This window comes from Pseudomonas sp. PF05, from assembly GCF_056521845.1.
This window is the reverse complement of sequence record NZ_JBWLPW010000001.1, coordinates 814,609-833,311: the sequence shown is the minus strand read 5'-3', so window position 1 is coordinate 833,311 and position 18,703 is coordinate 814,609. Positions and strand designations below refer to the sequence as shown.

Genomic DNA, 18,703 nt, shown 5'->3' with positions numbered 1-18,703 from the left:
ACCTGCCCCCTTATCCAGCCAAACCGTTGTTTTTCAGCACTTTATCAAGCCACGCCTGATAAACCTCACCGCTGGCGATTTCGGCTTTAACTTCTTCTTCATGGGCCTCGTGCTGTTTCGCCTTGCGCAGCACTTCAGGTGCGTCTGCCTGGGAAAAAGCAACGAAGCCATCTTCGTCTCCCACAACGATGTCACCTGGGTTTACGATCATGCCGCCAATAGAAACAGGCACGTTAATCTCACCTGGACCGCTCTTGTACGGACCGCAATGCACGACGCTGCGGGCGTATAGCGGCGTGTTTTCGAAAGCGGCTACATCACGGATCGCCCCGTCTACGATAAAGCCTACGCAGCCCCGTTGTGCTGCGTAGAGCTTGATCAGTTCACCGATGACTGCGTTGGTCTCGTCGCCTTGCGCGTCGATAACTAACACGTGGCCCGGTTCGATCATCGTGAGCGCTTTATAAATGTAAAGGTTGTCGCCCGGTCGGGTTTTAACTGTCAGCGCGGTTCCCACCAGCTTGCCCGTCCGGTTGTATCGATTGAGCCCGCGGGCACCAATGTGACGACCCAGGTTGTCACTGATATGAGGCGTTACAACGCTGCGAAAGGATTCGATCGTTTCTGAAGAAGCGAGCGCAGGAGAAGGAAGAATACGAGTACCTGGCAATGACATGAGAAACCTCCGGATAAGGTGGGAGCCCTAGGGCTGCCCATTAATCTTATGGAAGGCAAACAAATACTTTTAGCGATATTTAGCGATCAAAAAACATCGCTTATAGTGATGAAACATTGCGCCAGTTTGGAAAGAAAATCTCGTTGCGTCGCGCATGGCGAGTCGAAGGACAGGCAGCGCACGCGCTGCTATCAACCCACGACTGAGTGACGCCCCTGCAGAAGCATTGTCCCGAAATCGCAGGTTTGCGCGGCCAGTCGCGCCACCTCCACGCTTAGTCCCAGCAATCGGTCGGCACGGTGCAACGCCGCGTAACGCACTTGCGGCAGCCCTGGCCGTGTCTCGATCACCCTGAGCAGGCCTTGCTCCAATAATGGGGCCAAGCATTCCTTGGGGAGATAGCTGATACCAAGTCCTGACAGCGTGAGCCCCACCTGGGCGACCAGATAGTTACTGGTGATAGCGCGATTGAAGCGCACATTATGCTGGGCAAACCATCGGTCATAGATCAGCCCCGTTCCAGAACTCCCTCCCTGCGTCAGCACAGTGAATGAGGCCAACTCCTGTAAATCGACTGGGCAGGGACGATCGAAGAGGTGTGGAGCACTCATCCAGGCATTTTCTACCGTTTTGAGCGGTGTCGACACAAATCTCGCATCGCTGAAGACGTCCGGGATGATGATGAGGTCGAGTTGATCCGCCTCCAATTTCTTGAACAGTTCCGAGCTAAGTTCGACAGATGGCTCCAGGGCGACCATGGGATATGCATCTCGAATACTCTCGATCAGCGCCGGCAGCCAGGTCAGTGCCGTAAGTTCCGTTACGCCAAGCCTGAAACGCCTGACCAGAACCTGTTTGGAGCTGATGCGCTCCAAAAGATAGTCACGTTGACGGAGCATTTCGGCCGCGTACTCGAAAAGCTCCGTTCCCTTTTCGGTCAGTCGAGCACTGCGTTTCGTTCGGTCAAAAATGGGGGTATCAAAGGCCTCCTCCATCTCCTGTATTCGTTTGGAAATTGCCGACTGAGACATGTTCAGCTTCGTCGACGCAGATTCGAAGCTACCTAACTCAACAATCCAGTAAATGGCCTCGAGCTGCTTGAACGTGATCACTGAAAAACCTCATGAATAAAAGTGAAGATACGAACCTCGAAACTATCTCTAAAGTTCCGTTCCCGCAATGCCGGGTCCTTCTGAATGAGCAAAACGCTTGCTCGCTACCGAACAGCACCGCAACTCCGATGGCAACAGCGCAGCCGCTTTAAAACATGAAAAAAAGTGAATTGGAGCGATCACTAAATATCGCTTAAATGACTCACGACCCCATCGTACTATCCACAAAACAACAAACACTGGCAGGGCAAAAATGCACCACCAGCACCGAACACCGCTCGTTGAGACCCGCGCCGCTGCGACCAACTCAACACATCAAAACTGAATTTTCTGCCGCAACCGGGCGATCGTAAGCAAAGCCCAACCACTCATTGACGAGTAAGCGCATGAAGCATTCCGAGCTCAGTATTGCCAGCAGACTGGATCGACTCCCGGTCGGGCGTTTTCACTACCGGCTGATTTTCATGATCGGCGCGGGCTTGTTTCTCGACTCCTTTGAACTCGCCTTGGCGGGCAGCGTGCTGGGAGCACTTCTGGCGGAACAGTGGAGCACCACGCAGCTGAATGCTTGGTTTATTTCAGCGACCTTCATGGGATTCATTATTGGTGCTTGGACCTCCGGAATCCTTGGCGATCGGATTGGCCGGCGCTATTGCTACCAGATCAACCTGGCGATTTTCGGCCTTGCATCCTTAGCCGCCGCGCTCTCTCCAAACATGTACGTCTTGATCGGCTTGCGTTTTCTGATGGGCATAGGCTTGGGGGGCGAACTGGTTCTGGGGTTTGCCACATTGAGCGAGTTCGTTCCACCCGCGAAGCGCGGCCGGCTCGTTGCATTCTTGTCTTTTATTGCCCAGTCCGCCTTGTTCGTCGCTGGTGCCTGTGCGCTGTGGGTCATACCAAACCTGGGTTGGCGGTGGATGTTTGGCATAGCGGGCGTCGCAGCGCTGATCATCTGGGGACTGCGAAAGTCCATGCCGGAGTCTCCACGCTGGCTCGCATCCAAAGGCAGATTTGACGAAGCGGATGCAATTGTCTCCTCGGTGGAAAAATCGATGAACGTTGCCCCTCTCGCTCCTTCACATCCCACCGGGCCGGCGGCAGCCATCGAGACGGCAACCATCGGGGATCTCTTCCAAAGAGGTCAACGCTCCAAGATGGTGGTGGGCATATCCATCATGATCACTATCCAGATTTGCCTGTACGGTCTCGTCAGTTGGTTGCCTTCGTTCTTTGTTCAGCAGGGGCTTGGCATCGTGAAGTCGCTGCAGTGGAACACAATCATGAGTTTTGGCGGGCCTGTAGGAGGCCTGATCGCTCTACTTTTGGTCGACCGGGTGGGTAGAAAACCCATCCTCGTCTGCGCGGCCATTTGCGCGGCTGTTTTAGCTGCCGTCTACGTATCTTTGACGGATGAAGCCACTCTGATCGGCGTAGGTTTCCTTCTCATATCGTCGATTTATACCGTCGTTGTCGTAGGGCAAGCCATCTACTTGTCCGAACTTTTCCCAACCCGGCTTCGGATGCGAGGAACCGGCACGTGCAGTGCCGTCGCAAGGCTAGTGGCGACAATGATCCCCTTTGCGATCCCCGCGATATTCGCGGCGGGAGGCATTAGGCTGGTGATTGGAATAGTGGGCGCGGTGCTTTTGGCTTTCGCTTTAATCATCGCGTTTGTCGGGAAAGAAACTCGCAAACAACCGCTGGAACATATCAGTTCATGAGCAAGCCGCTTGGCAAGCCTCGGCCAGCGCCATGGGTTTGAATCTCGGTCATGAAATCAACTACCGCTTCTCTCTAAAACAAGTCGCCAGACCGCATCGCCGATGAGGCAATCAAGTGATTGCTCAGCTCAGATCTGGCGCTCAACGCGAGGCACGATGAACGCTCCAAAATATCACCGCATGGGCACGCGAGGGATTCTGATCGAGTCCCAACAAGGTCAGGCTTCTATCGGGATGCAGAGGATCTACTGGTCTTTGGACACAGCCTGCCGCTGCCTCTCAGGCTTGGTCGAAACCGTGTCAGGTATGAACAACCTGCTGCTGATCCTTGACTCCGTAGGCGCAAGGGAAAACGCCCTTCCACTGCTATCAGAGCTTTGGGACCAATGCGCTGAGCAAAACCAGGCACGAATCACCTCTACCGTTACTATCGGTGTCCATTATGGCGGTGACGGCGGAGCTGATCTCGCTCAAGCAGCACATTATGCGGGCCTGCCGATCGACGCATTCGTGAAGCGCCACGCAATGGCCGAGTACACCGTCTTTTGCCTGGGGGCTCATCCAGGTTTTGCTTATCTGGGCGGGCTAGATCCGCAACTGCATATACCCCGTCGCGCGGAGTCAAGAGCCAGTGTCAGCAAGGGCACTGTGGCCATAGGTGGCAGCCAGACCGGGGTCACTGCGGCCACCTTGCCTAGCGGTTGGAATTTGATAGGCACGACCGATACGGTGTTCTTCGATCACCGTATCACGCCTCCGGCGCTGCTTGCTCCGGGCGATACGGTGAGGTTTGAAATCCTGGGTATCACAGCATGATCGAAATTTTGAAGTGCATGCCTGGGTGTAGCGTGCAAGATCTAGGACGATTTGGTCATCGGAAACTGGGGGTGGGTTCTTCAGGTGCGCTTGACGCCCTCGCCTTTCAGGTAGGGAATACGCTGCTGGGAAACGAGGCCAACACGCCGGCCATTGAGATACTGATATTCCCTATCGAGATACGTTTTCTGACGACTCAGGCATTTGCCGTGACGGGCACAACTAGCAAGGCCCTGCTGGATGGCAAAGAACTTCCTCCGTGGTGGAGAACGACTGGTCACGCGGGACAAATACTGCGAATTGAATCTGGGCCTGAAGGTGGTATCGGATACCTCACTTTCGCTGGGAGGCTCGATGTCGAAACAGTATTGAAATCCGCCAGCACTGATCTGAAAGGCGGATTCGGTGGGCATCACGGCCGGACACTTGTAGCCGGTGACCGGCTCGCCATACGGCGCGACCGATCATCTGAGACACACTACAGTTTTGGCGCCTCACCACCGGGGCTGCCTGACAGTAATGTCATCCGGTTTGTACCGGGATTTGAAATGGACCAGTTACCCCAGGCGCATGTGCGTTCCTTTTGCGAGGCAGCCTGGACCATATCCAGACAAAGCAGCAGGATTGGTTTCCGGCTGGAGGGACCGCTGATTCAGTTTGTCAGTCATATCGAACTGCTTTCCTATGGTGTCTTGCCAGGTTTGATCCAGCTACCACCGAGTGGACAACCCATCGTACTGCTTGCTGATGCCCAGACAACTGGTGGATATCCCCGGTTAGGCTCGGTGATATCAAGCGATCTGAGGCTTGTCGCGCAATCCGCGCCCGGCAGAACCATAAAGTTTCGGCATTGCTCCATTGATGAGGCTGCCGAAGCGGAAGCGGATGAACAGGATTACCTGGATCGGCTTTCAATGCTTCGAGGAGCCATGTGCCCATGAGTTTTACGAAGATCAGAGGTCTGTGCCGAACGTTTGCCGCCAGTCACATGAACGAACTCGAACTGCATAGCACGAGGCTCAGCGTTCGGCTTGTCAAAAAGGCAATTCTCCCTCAACAACCATTGCCGGTAACCGCGGCCACACCATCGTCACGGCCACCGCCACCGCAGCTCTCAGAAGCAGCCCCCTCCCCTGTGATTGACAGTCCAGGAATCGGAAGCTTTCTACCCTTTCATCCGGCAAGGCGCTATGACAAATACGGTCAAGGCCGCACTGTGACGGCAGGGGAAACGGTCGGTTTCATTCAAATTGGATTCCTGCTTTTCCCCGTCATCAGCCGTTTTGAGGGGATTATTCAAGAGGTGCTGGTGGAACCAGGCACGACCGTTGATTACGGCGCAGCCTTATTCAAACTGCGTTGCCAAGGAGCGAATGAATGAAATTCATCGATTTAAATTCGGACATGGGGGAAAGCTACGGCCCGTACACCATGGGAAACGACGCCGCGCTTCTAGAGATCGTGACATCAGCCAATGTGGCATGCGGTTTTCACGCGGGTGATCCTCTCGTGATGAGAGATACCGTCACCCAGGCTTTAAAGGAAAACGTCGGCATCGGCGCGCATCCAGGCTTTATGGACTTATGGGGCTTTGGCCGCCGCCAGATCCCTGGGCAATTGCCCGCAGACATCGAGCAGATCATCGCCTACCAAATAGGGGCTCTGCAGGCTGTCACCAAGCTTCATGGGGGCCGGGTGACACACTTCAAAGCGCATGGAGCGCTTGGAAACATGGCGGCGGTGGACGAAGGACTCTCTCAAGCGATTGTTAATGCTGTACAGGCAGTGGATCCTGACATGATCTTCGTCATCCCGCCCTATAGCCTCACGGAGCGTGTGGCCGAACGAGCAGGCCTGAGGGTGGCGCGGGAAATCTTTGCGGATCGTGCTTATGACGAAAGTGGGTACCTTCTGTCTCGCAAGCTGCCTGGGGCGGTAATTCATGATCCGGAGATCGCGGCGCGGCGGGTACTGGAGATGATCGAGACGAATCATATCACCACGGTAACCGGGACCCGCCTGCCGGTAAAAATCGATAGCATTTGTGTGCACGGCGACTCGCCAGAGGCCGTAGAGATGGCCGCTGCGGTCAAGCATTGCCTGCAGGCGAATGGTTGGACACTCCAGCCGCTCACCGAACGAAAAGGCCTGCAGCACAACTAGCACAGTGCAAGGAGCGCTTTATCCTTCAAAGCGCTTTGCGGCGAAGAGCATTAATGGTCAAACCGCGGTGACCGCTATCTCAACCAGCATATCCTCATACCGTAAGTTCGCTTCAACCGTTGCCCGTGCAGGTACGTGTCCCTGTGGTACCCATGCCGCCCAAACCGCGTTCATTGCGTCAAAGTCGCGAGCTATATCCTTCACCCATACCTGAGCCGATACGATCCGGGTCTTATCCAGCCCTACTGATTCAAGATAATGGTCGATCTTTTTCAGCACTTGGACCGTTTGGCCCGCGATATCCTGGGCGAGATCGTCTGGAGTCTGACCGCCAACAAAAACAAAGCCGTTGGCGCGCACGACACGCGCATTAATAGAGTTCTGCTCGAAACGCTCGATAGTAGGCATTTATCAATATCCTAGAAAGCCGAATGGCCGAAGCGGTTATAGTCGAAAGGCCTGAGATCAACAGGCGACTGCTGCCTCAGCACTAGAGACGCTACGCATTGCGCAGTGACGGCGGATGTCGTCAGCCCGTTGTGTGCGTGCCCAAAGGCGTAGAACAGACCCGGCTGCCCAGCCACTTGGCCTATCGCTGGCAGGCCATCCGGCAGCGAGGGCCGTACCCCCATCCACGGTTGCCCCGCGGTACTGGTAAGACTGGGGAGGTATTGCTTCGCCAACTGTTGAAGCATGTATGATCGCTGCATGTCCGGCGGTGCATCCGGACGGCAGAATTCAGCTGTACCCGCGAACCGAAGCCCTCGGTCCATCGGCGTAGCGGCAAAATACGCCTCTCCAAATACGATCGGGCGACTCAGGCTCACGCCTGGATCAGCCAACATCAGATGATATCCGCGCTCAGCAACCAGAGCGGATTTGTAACCAAACCCCTGCAGCAGTTTGTCAGCGGCATGTCCGGTAGAAATAATCACCTTGGCAGCCGTCAGTCGCTGACCCGACAGCACAACCTCAAGCATGCCATTCATGTCCCTTTCCACTCCGAGGTTGGTGGACCGCAGGAACTTCGCGCCCTTCTCGATCAAATACCTGAAATAGTGAAGTCCAAGCTCCTTGGGATCGCTGCACCGACCCGATCGAGGAAAATAAAGGCCGCCGATGACATTGCTCGCAAGAGCGGGCTCCAAGGCGCGCACCTGTGGACCATCCAGAACTTCGACCGGAATACCCTGTTTTTCCCAATTGGGCAGCGCCTTGAGCTTTGCCTTGAGTGCTTCCTCAGAGCGGTATACATGCAGTCCGCCGTTACGGGTAATGAGATGAGCAGCACCCGTAGCACTGGCGAGCTCGTTGATACTGTCCTGAGACCGGGTGATCAAGCTCGAAAGCGCGTTCATCACCTTCGCATAGGGACCGGGTTTCAACACGCTCACCGCGCGCATTGACCAAGGGATCATGCGCCCCAGATAAGCCGGCTTGATCACGAGAGGCCCTTCTTTCGAGAACAGCAGCCGGGGCAATTGAAGAAGGAGATCCGGCGTTGCCGGCGGAAATATATTCGCTTCTGAAAAGTAACCGGCATTCCCCGCAGAACAGCCGGTCATGGGTTCGTTATGGTCAACTATCGTCACCCTACAACCCTCTAGTTGAAGTCTAAGGGCGATGGACAATCCAACAATCCCCGCGCCTACAACCACGACATCTCGCCCGTCTGAATCACATGTGACGCTCATTGGATGACTCTCAGTGGTTGCGCAAATCCGAAATGAAAGCCTGCGCACGCGGGTGTTCAGGCGCTGAGAAGAACACGGCAGGCTTCGCCTCCTCCAAAATCGCTCCCTTGTCCATGAACCAGATTCGGTCTGCAACCTCACGGGCGAAATTCATCTCGTGGGTTACGCACACCATGGTCATCCCATCCCTGGCCAACTCCTTCATCACGGCCAATACCTCCCCTACCATTTCCGGATCGAGCGCACTGGTAGGCTCATCGAACAACATCACAGGGGGATCCATTGCCAGCGCCCTGGCAATGGCGACACGTTGTTGTTGTCCACCAGAAAGTTGTTGTGGGTAAGCCTCAGCCTTATGAGCCAAGCCCACACGCTCCAAAAGCGACATGGCTTTCGATTTAGCCTCTGCTTTGCTTTGATGACGCACCGTTAATGGGGCCAGGCAAATATTCTCCACGACCGATAAGTGCGGAAACAGATTGAATTGCTGGAACACAAAGCCGACTTGGGTTCGAAAGGTATTAAGGTCCAGGCCCTTGGCATGTATATCTTGTCCATTTAAATGAATGCTGCCTTTCTGGATCTCTTCTAATCGATTAACCGTTCTGATCAGTGTCGACTTACCCGAACCCGAGGGACCACATACAACGACAACCTCACCCTGCGCAACTGCGGCGGTCACCTCGACAAGGGCCTGATATTCGCCATACCACTTATTGACTTTCGAGAATTTGATCATTTATTTCACCCCCCTTCGGAGATCTTAAACCTAAACGTTTTTGCGTAGTTCGCCGTTCAGCCCACTTTGCAAGCTGTGTCAGACAGAAGCACAGGATGTAATAGGTAAGCGCCAGGATTGCAAAAACCTCAAATGGCTTCGTGAGCAACTGAGTATTGATTTGGTTGGCCGAGAATGTGATTTCCTGAACGCTGATAACATACCCAATCGAAGTCTCCTTGACGAGAGAGACAAATTGACTGATCAAACTGGGAACCATGTTATATAGCGCTTGGGGAAGAACAACTTTTAGCATTGTCTTCCTGTAACTCATGCCCAGTGAACGTGCGGCCTCGACTTGCCCCTCAGGAATGGATTGAATACCCGCCCTGACCACTTCAGAAAGGTAGGCCGCCTCGTAAATCACCAATGTACAAATTAATGCAGTGAATCCACTTACACTTTGGCCTACCAACACCGGAACAAGAAAATAGCTCCAGAATACAAGCATCACCAACGGTAAGCCGCGGACGACATAAACCAGGATCGTCGCAGGGATATTCAGCACTTTGTAGGGTGATATCCGACAGAACGCCAGCACCACACTCAGCGGGAACGCAATGACGAGCCCGAGTACCGACAGTATCATCGTCAATGCCAAGCCGCCCAATGGCCCTTGAGGATATTGCCCGACCAATAGCTGTTGCCAGTTATTCGCAATAATTTCGAACATACCTACCTCGTCGGAATGCGGGTGCGATGAGCGACGTAGCTTCCCAACGCCATCAGCGCCAGCGACACCACCAAATAAAACAAGGTTGCGATGGAATACGCTTGAAAGGTGAGAAAGGTCTGATTTTCAATATCACGCACTGCATACGTCATTTCCGCAGCCCCTACCGCCATCGCCAAACTGGTGTTCTTAAACAGCAGCACGGTGTGATTGATGAAGGGAGGAGCACATATTCTTAACGCCTGTGGAATTACCACGTAGCGCATGGACTTTAAATAACTCAATCCAAGAGACCGCGATGCCTCATGCTGGCCATGAGGGATGGCTCGCAAGCCACTGCGAATATCTTCGGAATAATAGGCAGCCATGCACAACCCAATGGCGATAGCAGGATAGATGAACTCTGATCCAAAATAATTAAGCGAGTCCTGCATGAACATGGGAAGCACATTCGACACACCAAAATACCAAAGCAGTATATGAACCAACATTGGCACGTTTTGCTGATAGGAAACGTAGGCTGCGACCAGACGCTCGCAAAATGAGTTTCCGGACACCCGCAACATCGCAAGACAGGTTCCTAGTATCACCGCCAGGACGAAGCTAAACAAAGTCAGCCATGTTGTGAGCAGAATTCCCTGAAGTAAAATTTCTCCATAAGGCGCATTGAACAACAATAAGACAGACTTGAAAAAATCAGGCACGGGGGCTTCTCCGAGCACGGGGCTTTCGCCCCGGCTACGCGACCGAAAGGAGATCAGGGCTTGATCGGCTCGATTTTGAAAGTGCGCTCCATATGGTAGACGCTGTCCTTGCCCAACCACTTGTCAAAAATCGCCTGGGCCTCGCCCGACTCTTCCATTTTATTGAGCGCTGTATTGACGGCTGCTAGCAACTGAGGCTCATCCTTCTTGATTCCAAGCCCCCATTGCTCCTGCCCCAAAGGAGCGTCGATAACTTTCAGTGTAGCCTCTGGTCCCAACTTGATGATGAATCGACGAAGCATTGCCTCGGTCAATCCAAACCCATCCACCTTGCGCTGCGTCAGCGCCATAAAGGCTGAGGGTGCATCGTCATAACTGACGATCTTGGCCCCAGGGATGGTTGCCCTCACAAAATTCTGGGTACTGGATCCCTTGATTGAGCTGATCCGCTTATCGTTCAGGTCTGCCAACGCGTTCAAGCCACTGTCTTGCTGCACTGCAAGTTTTTGCAGAGAAAGAAAATAAGCATCGGAAAAGGCAATCTGGCTGGCACGCGCAGGTGTGTACCCCAGTACTGCGGCCAGTACATCGACACGTCCCTGGCTAAGCTCCGGGATACGTGCATCGAGAGACAACTGACGCAGCTCCGGCTTCACGCCCAACTGCTTCGCGACACCCTTGCAGAAATCGACATCGTAGCCGACCACTTCACGCGTGTTCGGATCCATATAGCCAAACGGATCGAGCGTACTTAAAACCCCACATACGAGGGTCCCGCGAGATTTGATTTCAGCAAGCTGATCGGCGTGAGCGGCGGCACTAAAAGACGCTGCGAGCAGCGCGAGTGCTGCAATTGGGCCTAGGGAGGAAAACTTCATGGTGAACCCTCGTATTTATGTGAGCAGATTGAAAATTCTTTCGCTCGAGCTTTCTTGTCGGGGGTGCTCGGTGACTCATTTGTACCGCTTAAAATAAAGTAGACAAAGGGATATTTTATGAACTAAAAACATTCCAAATTCGCATGGATAATCTTATGGCCACGCTCAAACAGCTCCGCGCCTTGGTAGCGATCGTAGACCTGGGTACCTTCGAAGCCGCCGCTCAGCGATTAGGCATCGCACAATCGGCGGTGTCGCGACAGATTCAAGATCTGGAGGAGTGGTTTGGCTTCGCGCTTTTTGACAGGTCGAGCCGAGCGGCAAGAATCACATTCGAGGCAGGCGAGGTCATAGATCAAGCACGCAAAGTGCTCCTGCAATATGACGTGCTGGAAAGCAGCTTGATGAGCAACGAGGTATTAAGCCGACATTTACGCATCGGCATCACCGAACTGAGCGCGCTCACCTGGTTACCTCGATTCGTCGCGACCATGGCGGAAAAATACCCGAGGGTGAGAGTCGAGCCTGAAGTTGAGCTGAGCGTGCGGCTCAAGGACAACCTGATCAATGGCCAGCTGGATCTAATCGTCGTACCTGACGCATTCAGCCACAACGGAGTAATCAAGTCACCTCTCGGCGAAGTCGTCAATGGCTGGTATGCGGCACCCTCGCTGGCGCCGCCTGAAGGCGAGGTAGAGTTGACGGAGCTCAGCCATTTCACCCTATTGGCCCAAGGCAACCTGTCCGGTTCAGGCGTATTGATGGAGGAGTGGCTTTCTACCCAGAACCTGAAACCGGTGAGCTTGATCCCCAGCAATAGCCTGGTTGCCTTGGTCGGTCTCACGATCTCTGGCCTGGGCATCAGCTACCTTCCCCACTGCATTGCTTCCGGGTTCGTTGACGCCGGAAGGCTATGCGAGATCCAGACGGTCCCGCCATTACCCACAGTGAATTACGTTGCCTTGGTTCGGGCAGACACCTATAGCCCTTTCTATCGAGCTGTCGTCCAGATCGCCAAAGCCACGTGTCAATTCACAGAGGCTTTCATGGGGGCGACTGCTGGCCCAGCCCAAAAAAGGAATCAGTAATGGCTAACTTAAAGCAAATCGAAACCTTCTACTGGACCACTAAACTGGGCACGCTGAACCGGGCCGCCAGCAAACTCTTCATCACACAATCCGCCGCGACGAAACGTCTACAAGAACTTGAACGCCAGTCTTCTTCTGCACTTTTTGAGGAGAACGGGCAGAAGAACAATCTCACGGCCAAAGGTAGAGAAGTGCTTGCTACCTCAGAAGACCTGCTGCAAGCCTTCTGGAAACTGGACGAGCTGCGCAAATCCGCCTCCCGCGTGGCTCGCACAGTCCGGATGGGCATCACAGAGCTGGCCACGCTGACGTGGTTCACTTCATTCGTCGAGCGGGTCAAGGCGGTTTACCCCGATGTGGCGGTACATCCGGAGGTCGACATGTCTGCCACTCTTCAGGAAAAGCTTCTCAGTGGCCAGCTTGATATTGTCGTGCTCACGGAGGAGTACTTGACCCCCGCAATGGCCTCACTCTACCTACAGAATGTGGATTTCGCCTGGCTGACCACTCCGGGGAGTCCGATTTCGGGACGGGTAGTCACCATCCCGGAACTGGCGAAGGTGCCTATCATCCTGCAAGGGCCTCTCTCGGCGTTGACCATTCGCTGCGAGGCCATATTTGCCGAAGCCGGTGTGGATTTCGATCGGGTTTACGGCAGCAACAGCCTATTTGCGCTGAAGGGACTTGTCTGTGCCGGCCTGGGAACGAGCTGCATGCCCAAGGAGCTTTTCCAGTCAGAAATCGATTCAGGAAAACTGGAGGTACTCGTAACAGATCCTCCAGCACCATCGGTCAAATACTACGCAGCATTCATGCGACAGAATCACGCGGCGTTAGGCTACGCGATCGCTGATTTGGCGAAGAAATGCTGTTGAGGTCCAATAGCAGCCGGCGTTGCTGCGGTAGAACAGCGCCAGGGCTGCGCGTGGCGCTAGGCAGCGCCACGCCATGCCTAGCGGACACTGCTAATGGAAAAATTCTGCGATCATCACCGCTCCCATGAAAGTACCGAGGTTGGCCAGGAACGACACCAGCACGATCCTCCAACCCAAACGGCGGAAAGCCGGGATATCTTTAGCAATCGAGAGCCCTGCGAAGGTCAGCATCGGAGTGATGACGGCCAGGATGTTGATCGAGCTGGTAAGGCGAGCAATCTCCGTAGCCCAGGGGCATAGCGGAGAGGTCATGAACATCGCCACCAGCGAGACGATGCATACAGCAGGAATCTTGCGGCGCAACAGGCTACATACCCCCTCACCGACAAACGCTGCAAACAACATGAGCGCCACGCCCACGAACGCGTCCCCCGACAGCGTCTTGTAGCCCACGTAGTTGGCGATCAATGCCAGCGCGCAGGCGGCCACCCATGCGCTGACCTTGCCAAGCCAACCCAGCTCGACAGTCTCGAGTGAGACTTCATCGTGCATCGGCCCATGCTGAGCGGTAGACGCCTTGGTGGTCCGCCCAATCATCGGCTCAAGGACACGGTAACCCCACACGGCCAAAGGCAGCGAAATGAATAGCGTGAAATAGGTGCCGATCGTCGTGGTGATCAAGTTAGACGCTGCTGCCAGCGTCATGACTTCCTTAGCCACCTCAGGGGTTTGTTGGGCGGCGATCGCACCCGCTGCCGCTGCCATCATACTGCCTGAGCCGATACCCGAGCCCATGGCCAGGGAGTTCGGGTGGAAGATGCCCAGGCTGGTGACGAAGCCGGCAACAATGGCAATGAACAACGCCCCGAACAACGTACCGGTCAGGTACTCAGCGAGCACGCCACGCCCCTCGGGAGAGTCCATGCCGTAGCGCTCGCCAATAATTGCGAGGCTTGGCTCACGCCCCACAGAGAACGTCGCGCCTACCGCCTCTCGCTTGATCCCGAGCAGCAGGGCGACCGGCAAACCAAGGAGTACCGTGCCGACAAAGTGGCCGAACTCCTGAAAGACCAGGGCCCAACCGGACGCAAATACCACCGGCAAAGACCCGCCCACCACCAAGCCGAGCTTGGCGATGAAAATCAGCAGAGCCGGCTGCAAGATTGAGGCGGAGCGCACCTGAGCGCGGGTATCGATACCAATCGTTCCGGGCATGCGCTTGCTGGCAATCCCTACGGCAGCGCCAAGCAGCAAGGCCCATACCATAGGAAGAAGCACGACCTTCCCGGGGCCCAAGGGAATGCTGACCGAACCGATCAGTTCGGCGCAGAGGAGAATAACGGCGGCCCAGATATAAAGTTTTGTTGTAGCGGACACGGCTCGGTTATCACCGAGCGCCACGGTTTGGGTATGTTGCATATTATTCCCCTGGCCTGCTGATGGCCGTGGCGGCCGAATCAAGAGTTATTGTGTTTTCAGGGGGTGTCGACGACACCCAGGGCAGATGCAAATCGATCTAGTCGATGATCAAACGTAAGCGGGCGTTGTGTTGCAGCGCGAGGTTTATGCGAGATTCGCTAGCTCGCCGTACTGGGGCGAGATAAGGAATCACCTATTTTTTTTAACACCAGACTCACTAGCCTGCCTCGAGTATGTCGCCCGTATAACGTCCAACCAATACCAAGAATTTTGTTTATCGTTGCCGCAGAATGAACGCTCAAAAGACCAACGCTGGCATGATCGCGGATTGCGGCACTTCAGGAAGCCGCAAAACACTACGTGGTTACTCCGCGAGTCCGCGATGTGAATTCAAATGTTCCCAAGTCCCACCACAGCCCTGCCATTATCCTCAGCCCCTCTTGAACAATATCGGTCAACAGGTGCTCATCCGGCGCATGCTGAGCACAGGCTGCATAGGAATGAGGTATCCACAGCGTCGGTAACCCGAGGGAATGGGCAAACATATCGTTAGGGATAGACCCACCGATATTGGGCAGAACTACGGGCGCACGTCCAACCGAGCGAGAAATTGAAGCCACCGCAAAGTCTACCCAGGGATCATTGGGATTTAGTCGAGTGGCGGCCGAGGAATCCGCCATATGAATCTCAACGCCATCGAAGCCATGGTTATCCAAATGTTCTCTGAGAATTGTCTCGATTGACTGGTACGCAGTTCCTACGACAAATCGCATGTGGCAGTGAGCGATGGCAGAGCGAGGAATCGCATTGACTGGAGCCTCAGCGTCAGCACAACCGATCGCCAGGATTTCAAAAGTGTTCCATGCGTATAGCTTTTCCGCTGTGCTCAGCCCGGGCTGCCCCCACCCTGTCGCGATAGCCGGACCGTCCACCGTAGCCCTGATCTCAATGCTGGCAAGGGTGTCCCTGACCTCTTGAGGAATGGCGGGAGGTAACAACTTTTCGACTTTGATGGCGCCGTTGCTATCGACTATCGAAGCCAGCGCATTGGTCAATATCACCGCTGGATTACTTAACAATCCACCCCAATTGCCGGAATGGTAGCTCTTGGCTCGCGAGTGAACGCTCAAGCTGAAGTTTGCATAGCCTCGAGATCCAAGGGAGAGGGTCGGTTTGTCTGACGACAATCGAGGGCCATCGGACGCAATAAAGAGATCCGCGCGCAACGCCTGCTTTTTCAGCTCAACAATGTCCGCCAAACCCGGTGAGCCTACCTCCTCGCCCATTTCCATCAACAGTTTGATGTTGAATCCCAACTTCCCGGCCCGAGTCCCTATCACGGCCGCTAGAGAGCCGATATTGATCGTGTGCTGGCCCTTATTGTCAGCCGATCCACGACCGTAGATACGGTCTCCCTTGACGAGGGCCTTCCAAGGATCAAGACCTTCGGTCCAATTGACCCTATCGCCCCGGACAACATCCCCATGCGCATACATCAAAACAGTCAGTGAGTTGCCTGGTTCTGAACGTTCGGCAAAAAGGAATGGCGGCCCTTCAGCAATAGGGTTTTCCCAAAGGCGGTAGCTGAATCCGATTTCGGCTAGAGCCACTCCTATTTCGTCCTCAAGATAACGTCTCAACACCGGACGCTGGCTGAACTCTTGGCTCTCGGTCGCAAAGGCAATTCGTCGTGACAGGTCTCCGATGAAGGAGCCGTTTCCGTAGTAGCGCTGCGCAGCTTCGAGTGCATTCTTTCTATTCATCAGTCTCACGCCTTGACGCGCCCGGCAAAGCACCTTCGCCGGGCGACCATTCATTGGATTCAATGGAAAATTTGGGCAACGATACTGGCTACGATAAAACTGCCGGCATTCGCCACCAGCGAGACCAGAACGATTCTCCAACCCAATCGCTTGAATGCTGGAATATCCTTTGCCAGTGACAATCCAGCGATGGACAGCATGGCGGGGGTAATTGCCAGAAAGTTCAGTTTGTTCGAAAGGTGTATGACCATTTCCGATATGGGGTTCCAAGGCATCGTTAGTACCATCGCGACAATGGATACGACACATACGGAAGGCACTCGTTTGCCCACGACCTTCATGACCAAGTCATTTGCGAACAACACCCCCAAAAGTATCAGCGCGCAAGGAACAGCCTCGGGGATGCTTGCGCCGTACAGAATCCAATTACTCACCAATGAGAGTCCAGCGACAGCTACCCAGGTGATCCACTTTTCAAAAAATGTATGCGTTCCTTCGTCTGGGACATCCTTGCGATCAACGCTAGTCGTTGAAGCTACGGTAGTGCGACCAATCCGAGGTTCGAGAAAATTGTAGGCCCACACAGCACAAGGCAAGGATATGAACAGTGTGAAATACACGCCGACCGAGCTTGTGATCAGGTTGCTGGCCGCTGCGAATGTAATGACCTCTTTCGCCACCTCGGCGGTTTGTTGAGCAGCAATCGCACCCGAGGCCGCAGCCATCATACTGCCTGAGCCGACGCCTGCTCCCATGGCCAATGCACGCGGATCGAAGATACCCAGCGAAGTAACAAATCCCGCGAATATGGCAATGAAAACCGCTCCCAGAATTGTCCCTGTGAGGTACTCGGCCAATACACCGGATCCTTCCGGTGAATTCATGCCGTACTTATCGGCAATAATCGCCAAACTTGGCTCACGCCCAACCGAAAATGTAGCACCAATGGCTTCGCGCTTAATGCCAAGCAGCAAAGCAACCGGCAGGCCGAGCATGATAGTTCCCAGAAAGTGCCCGAATTCCTGAAAGGCAAGAGCCCAACCGGCATCGACCACTTGAGGTAAATGCTCACCGACCATGAGGCCCAGTTTCGCGGTAAAAAGCAGCAATGCCGGTTGTAATAGAGCACTCGCTTTAAATTGCAACGCCCGGTTCACGCTAAGAAAGCCCGTTCGGCGGGCACCTAGTGAAGCTACAATCGCCCCAAGTAAGATGGCCCAAACCATAGGTAAAAGGGTAACTTGAGCGAAACCGAGATTGATTTTGATTGCACCTATAAAATCAGCCCCAACCGTTACCGCCGACACAAGCACGATCAATTTGAGCAATATGTGCCCGTGACTCTGGGAATAGGTACCCGCAATAGAAGTGTCCATATTATCTCCTGTGCCGCTTATTTATTGTTTAAATGGGTAAACAGGGCAGATTAAAAAATACAACGATTATTATTTTGCGGGGATATACTCGACAATTCTGTTGAAATCCTCGAAATCAGGAATTTCCTTAGAACTTTCCGACCAAAAATCACCCACCAGTCCACTTACAGGCAAATTAACGCCCACTGCTTCGGCCAAACTCATTGCCAGTCGCACATCTTTACGCATTAACTGCATGGTAAAGCCTGAGTCAAAAGCGCCATTCAGGATTCGTGCCGGGAAGTTGTATAGGGTTACACCACTACGCCCGGAGCCAGTATTGATGGCATCCAGGACCGCCAAAGGCTCCACACCTGCCGCACGACCTAACCTGAAAGCCTCACCGGCGATGATCAAATGCGAGGCGCAAAGAAGATTATTGAGGATTTTTCCGACATTCCCGGCGCCCGACGCGCCAATGTGGAAGCGCTTTGTCCCCATCGCTTTCAAAACACCTTCAGCAGCCTCGACATCATTGGTGCTGCCTCCGATGAACATGGTCAGTTCCCCAGCCAGTGCCCCTTTCGCCCCTCCACTCACGGGAGCGTCAATAAATCCAAGGCCCAGCGGCGATAGTTCAGCCGCGAGCCGTCGAGTCGTTTGAGGATCCGATGTCGAAGTATCGATGACCAAAGACCCGTTTCGGGCAAAACTTTTTATCCCTTTATCGCCACTGACAACCGCTTCAACGATAGCGGCATTTGGCAACGACAGTACGTAGACGACTACTTCAGAGGCGACTTCCGACAATTCATGAATAACATCGATGCCGCTTTCTAATGCAACACGCGCTGCCATTTCGTTTTTATCGTAACCGTACACGTAATAACCTGCTCGCTGAATCGACAGGGCCATACCAAGGCCCATTTTACCTAACCCGACCACGACGATTTTCATAAAGCTCTCCAACTAGAAGTTAAATAAC

Annotated in this window: 18 protein-coding genes and 1 pseudogene; 7 read left to right on the top strand and 12 right to left on the bottom strand. The window is 54.1% G+C overall.

Annotated elements, in window-relative coordinates; all coding sequences use genetic code 11:
* Nucleotides 1-10: 10 nt before the first annotated feature.
* A complete protein-coding gene (locus AC09SL_RS03695) occupies nt 11-676 on the bottom strand; it encodes an RraA family protein (RefSeq protein ID WP_058545167.1) in 666 nt (221 codons plus the stop codon).
* 191 nt (nt 677-867) lie between these two features.
* Complete coding sequence (locus AC09SL_RS03690) at nt 868-1,788, bottom strand: LysR family transcriptional regulator (protein ID WP_058545166.1); 921 nt, start codon at nt 1,786-1,788, stop codon at nt 868-870.
* Nucleotides 1,789-2,174: 386 nt separating this feature from the next.
* On the opposite strand from AC09SL_RS03690, the gene AC09SL_RS03685 reads away from it, so the two are divergent.
* The 5 genes from AC09SL_RS03685 (at nt 2,175) to AC09SL_RS03665 (ending at nt 6,491) form a co-directional block, all read left to right on the top strand.
* The gene (locus tag AC09SL_RS03685; protein ID WP_064106788.1) at nt 2,175-3,512 is read left to right on the top strand and encodes an MFS transporter; all 1,338 of its coding nucleotides are present in this window, start codon (nt 2,175-2,177) and stop codon (nt 3,510-3,512) included.
* A 156-nt stretch (nt 3,513-3,668) separates the two neighbouring features.
* The gene (gene pxpB, locus AC09SL_RS03680; RefSeq protein ID WP_058545165.1) at nt 3,669-4,328 is read left to right on the top strand and encodes a 5-oxoprolinase subunit PxpB; all 660 of its coding nucleotides are present in this window, start codon (nt 3,669-3,671) and stop codon (nt 4,326-4,328) included.
* Nucleotides 4,325-5,269 (top strand): 5-oxoprolinase subunit C family protein, encoded by a 945-nt coding sequence (locus AC09SL_RS03675; protein WP_058545164.1) that lies wholly within the window; start codon nt 4,325-4,327, stop codon nt 5,267-5,269. The genes pxpB and AC09SL_RS03675 overlap by 4 nt, the downstream gene beginning before the upstream one ends.
* A complete protein-coding gene (locus tag AC09SL_RS03670; RefSeq protein WP_133247208.1) occupies nt 5,266-5,709 on the top strand; it encodes an acetyl-CoA carboxylase biotin carboxyl carrier protein in 444 nt (147 codons plus the stop codon). Before AC09SL_RS03675 ends, AC09SL_RS03670 begins: the two co-directional genes overlap by 4 nt.
* A complete protein-coding gene (locus AC09SL_RS03665) occupies nt 5,706-6,491 on the top strand; it encodes a LamB/YcsF family protein (protein ID WP_058545163.1) in 786 nt (261 codons plus the stop codon). The genes AC09SL_RS03670 and AC09SL_RS03665 overlap by 4 nt, the downstream gene beginning before the upstream one ends.
* Before the next feature lie 57 nt (nt 6,492-6,548).
* On the opposite strand, the gene AC09SL_RS03660 is transcribed toward AC09SL_RS03665, so the two are convergent.
* From AC09SL_RS03660 to AC09SL_RS03635, 6 genes are read right to left on the bottom strand one after another with little or no spacing between them, the layout of a single operon-like run.
* Nucleotides 6,549-6,899 carry a RidA family protein gene (locus tag AC09SL_RS03660; RefSeq protein ID WP_058545162.1) on the bottom strand — a complete coding sequence of 117 codons (351 nt, stop codon included), beginning with the start codon at nt 6,897-6,899 and terminating at the stop codon, nt 6,549-6,551.
* 11 nt (nt 6,900-6,910) lie between these two features.
* Entirely contained in the window at nt 6,911-8,185 is a 1,275-nt protein-coding gene (locus AC09SL_RS03655) for an NAD(P)/FAD-dependent oxidoreductase (protein ID WP_058545161.1), read from the bottom strand.
* Nucleotides 8,186-8,195: 10 nt separating this feature from the next.
* Nucleotides 8,196-8,924 carry an amino acid ABC transporter ATP-binding protein gene (locus AC09SL_RS03650; RefSeq protein ID WP_058545160.1) on the bottom strand — a complete coding sequence of 243 codons (729 nt, stop codon included), beginning with the start codon at nt 8,922-8,924 and terminating at the stop codon, nt 8,196-8,198.
* Nucleotides 8,899-9,636, bottom strand: a complete 738-nt coding sequence (locus tag AC09SL_RS03645) for an amino acid ABC transporter permease (protein ID WP_058545159.1) — start codon at nt 9,634-9,636, stop codon at nt 8,899-8,901. Before AC09SL_RS03645 ends, AC09SL_RS03650 begins: the two co-directional genes overlap by 26 nt.
* Nucleotides 9,637-9,638: 2 nt before the next feature.
* The gene (locus tag AC09SL_RS03640; RefSeq protein WP_081264390.1) at nt 9,639-10,340 is read right to left on the bottom strand and encodes an amino acid ABC transporter permease; all 702 of its coding nucleotides are present in this window, start codon (nt 10,338-10,340) and stop codon (nt 9,639-9,641) included.
* Between the two features lie 53 nt (nt 10,341-10,393).
* Nucleotides 10,394-11,218, bottom strand: coding sequence for an ABC transporter substrate-binding protein (locus AC09SL_RS03635; protein ID WP_058545158.1), 825 nt, complete (start codon nt 11,216-11,218; stop codon nt 10,394-10,396).
* Nucleotides 11,219-11,373: 155 nt separating this feature from the next.
* On the opposite strand from AC09SL_RS03635, the gene AC09SL_RS03630 reads away from it, so the two are divergent.
* Entirely contained in the window at nt 11,374-12,306 is a 933-nt protein-coding gene (locus AC09SL_RS03630; RefSeq protein ID WP_064106787.1) for a LysR family transcriptional regulator, read from the top strand.
* A complete protein-coding gene (locus AC09SL_RS03625; protein ID WP_058545157.1) occupies nt 12,306-13,181 on the top strand; it encodes a LysR family transcriptional regulator in 876 nt (291 codons plus the stop codon). The genes AC09SL_RS03630 and AC09SL_RS03625 overlap by 1 nt, the downstream gene beginning before the upstream one ends.
* Before the next feature lie 90 nt (nt 13,182-13,271).
* Here the strand turns inward: AC09SL_RS03625 and AC09SL_RS03620 are convergent, their stop codons facing one another.
* From AC09SL_RS03620 to AC09SL_RS03605, 4 genes and pseudogenes are all read right to left on the bottom strand, one after another.
* Nucleotides 13,272-14,600 carry a DUF3100 domain-containing protein gene (locus tag AC09SL_RS03620; RefSeq protein WP_058545156.1) on the bottom strand — a complete coding sequence of 443 codons (1,329 nt, stop codon included), beginning with the start codon at nt 14,598-14,600 and terminating at the stop codon, nt 13,272-13,274.
* Nucleotides 14,601-14,956: 356 nt separating this feature from the next.
* On the bottom strand, nt 14,957-16,363 hold the full coding sequence (locus AC09SL_RS03615; RefSeq protein WP_058545155.1) for a M20 family metallopeptidase: 1,407 nt from the start codon (nt 16,361-16,363) through the stop codon (nt 14,957-14,959).
* A 523-nt stretch (nt 16,364-16,886) separates the two neighbouring features.
* A pseudogene (locus AC09SL_RS03610) lies at nt 16,887-17,649 on the bottom strand (DUF3100 domain-containing protein); the annotation flags it as partial.
* 159 nt (nt 17,650-17,808) lie between these two features.
* The gene (locus AC09SL_RS03605) at nt 17,809-18,675 is read right to left on the bottom strand and encodes an NAD(P)-dependent oxidoreductase (RefSeq protein ID WP_058545153.1); all 867 of its coding nucleotides are present in this window, start codon (nt 18,673-18,675) and stop codon (nt 17,809-17,811) included.
* Nucleotides 18,676-18,703 lie beyond the last annotated feature (28 nt).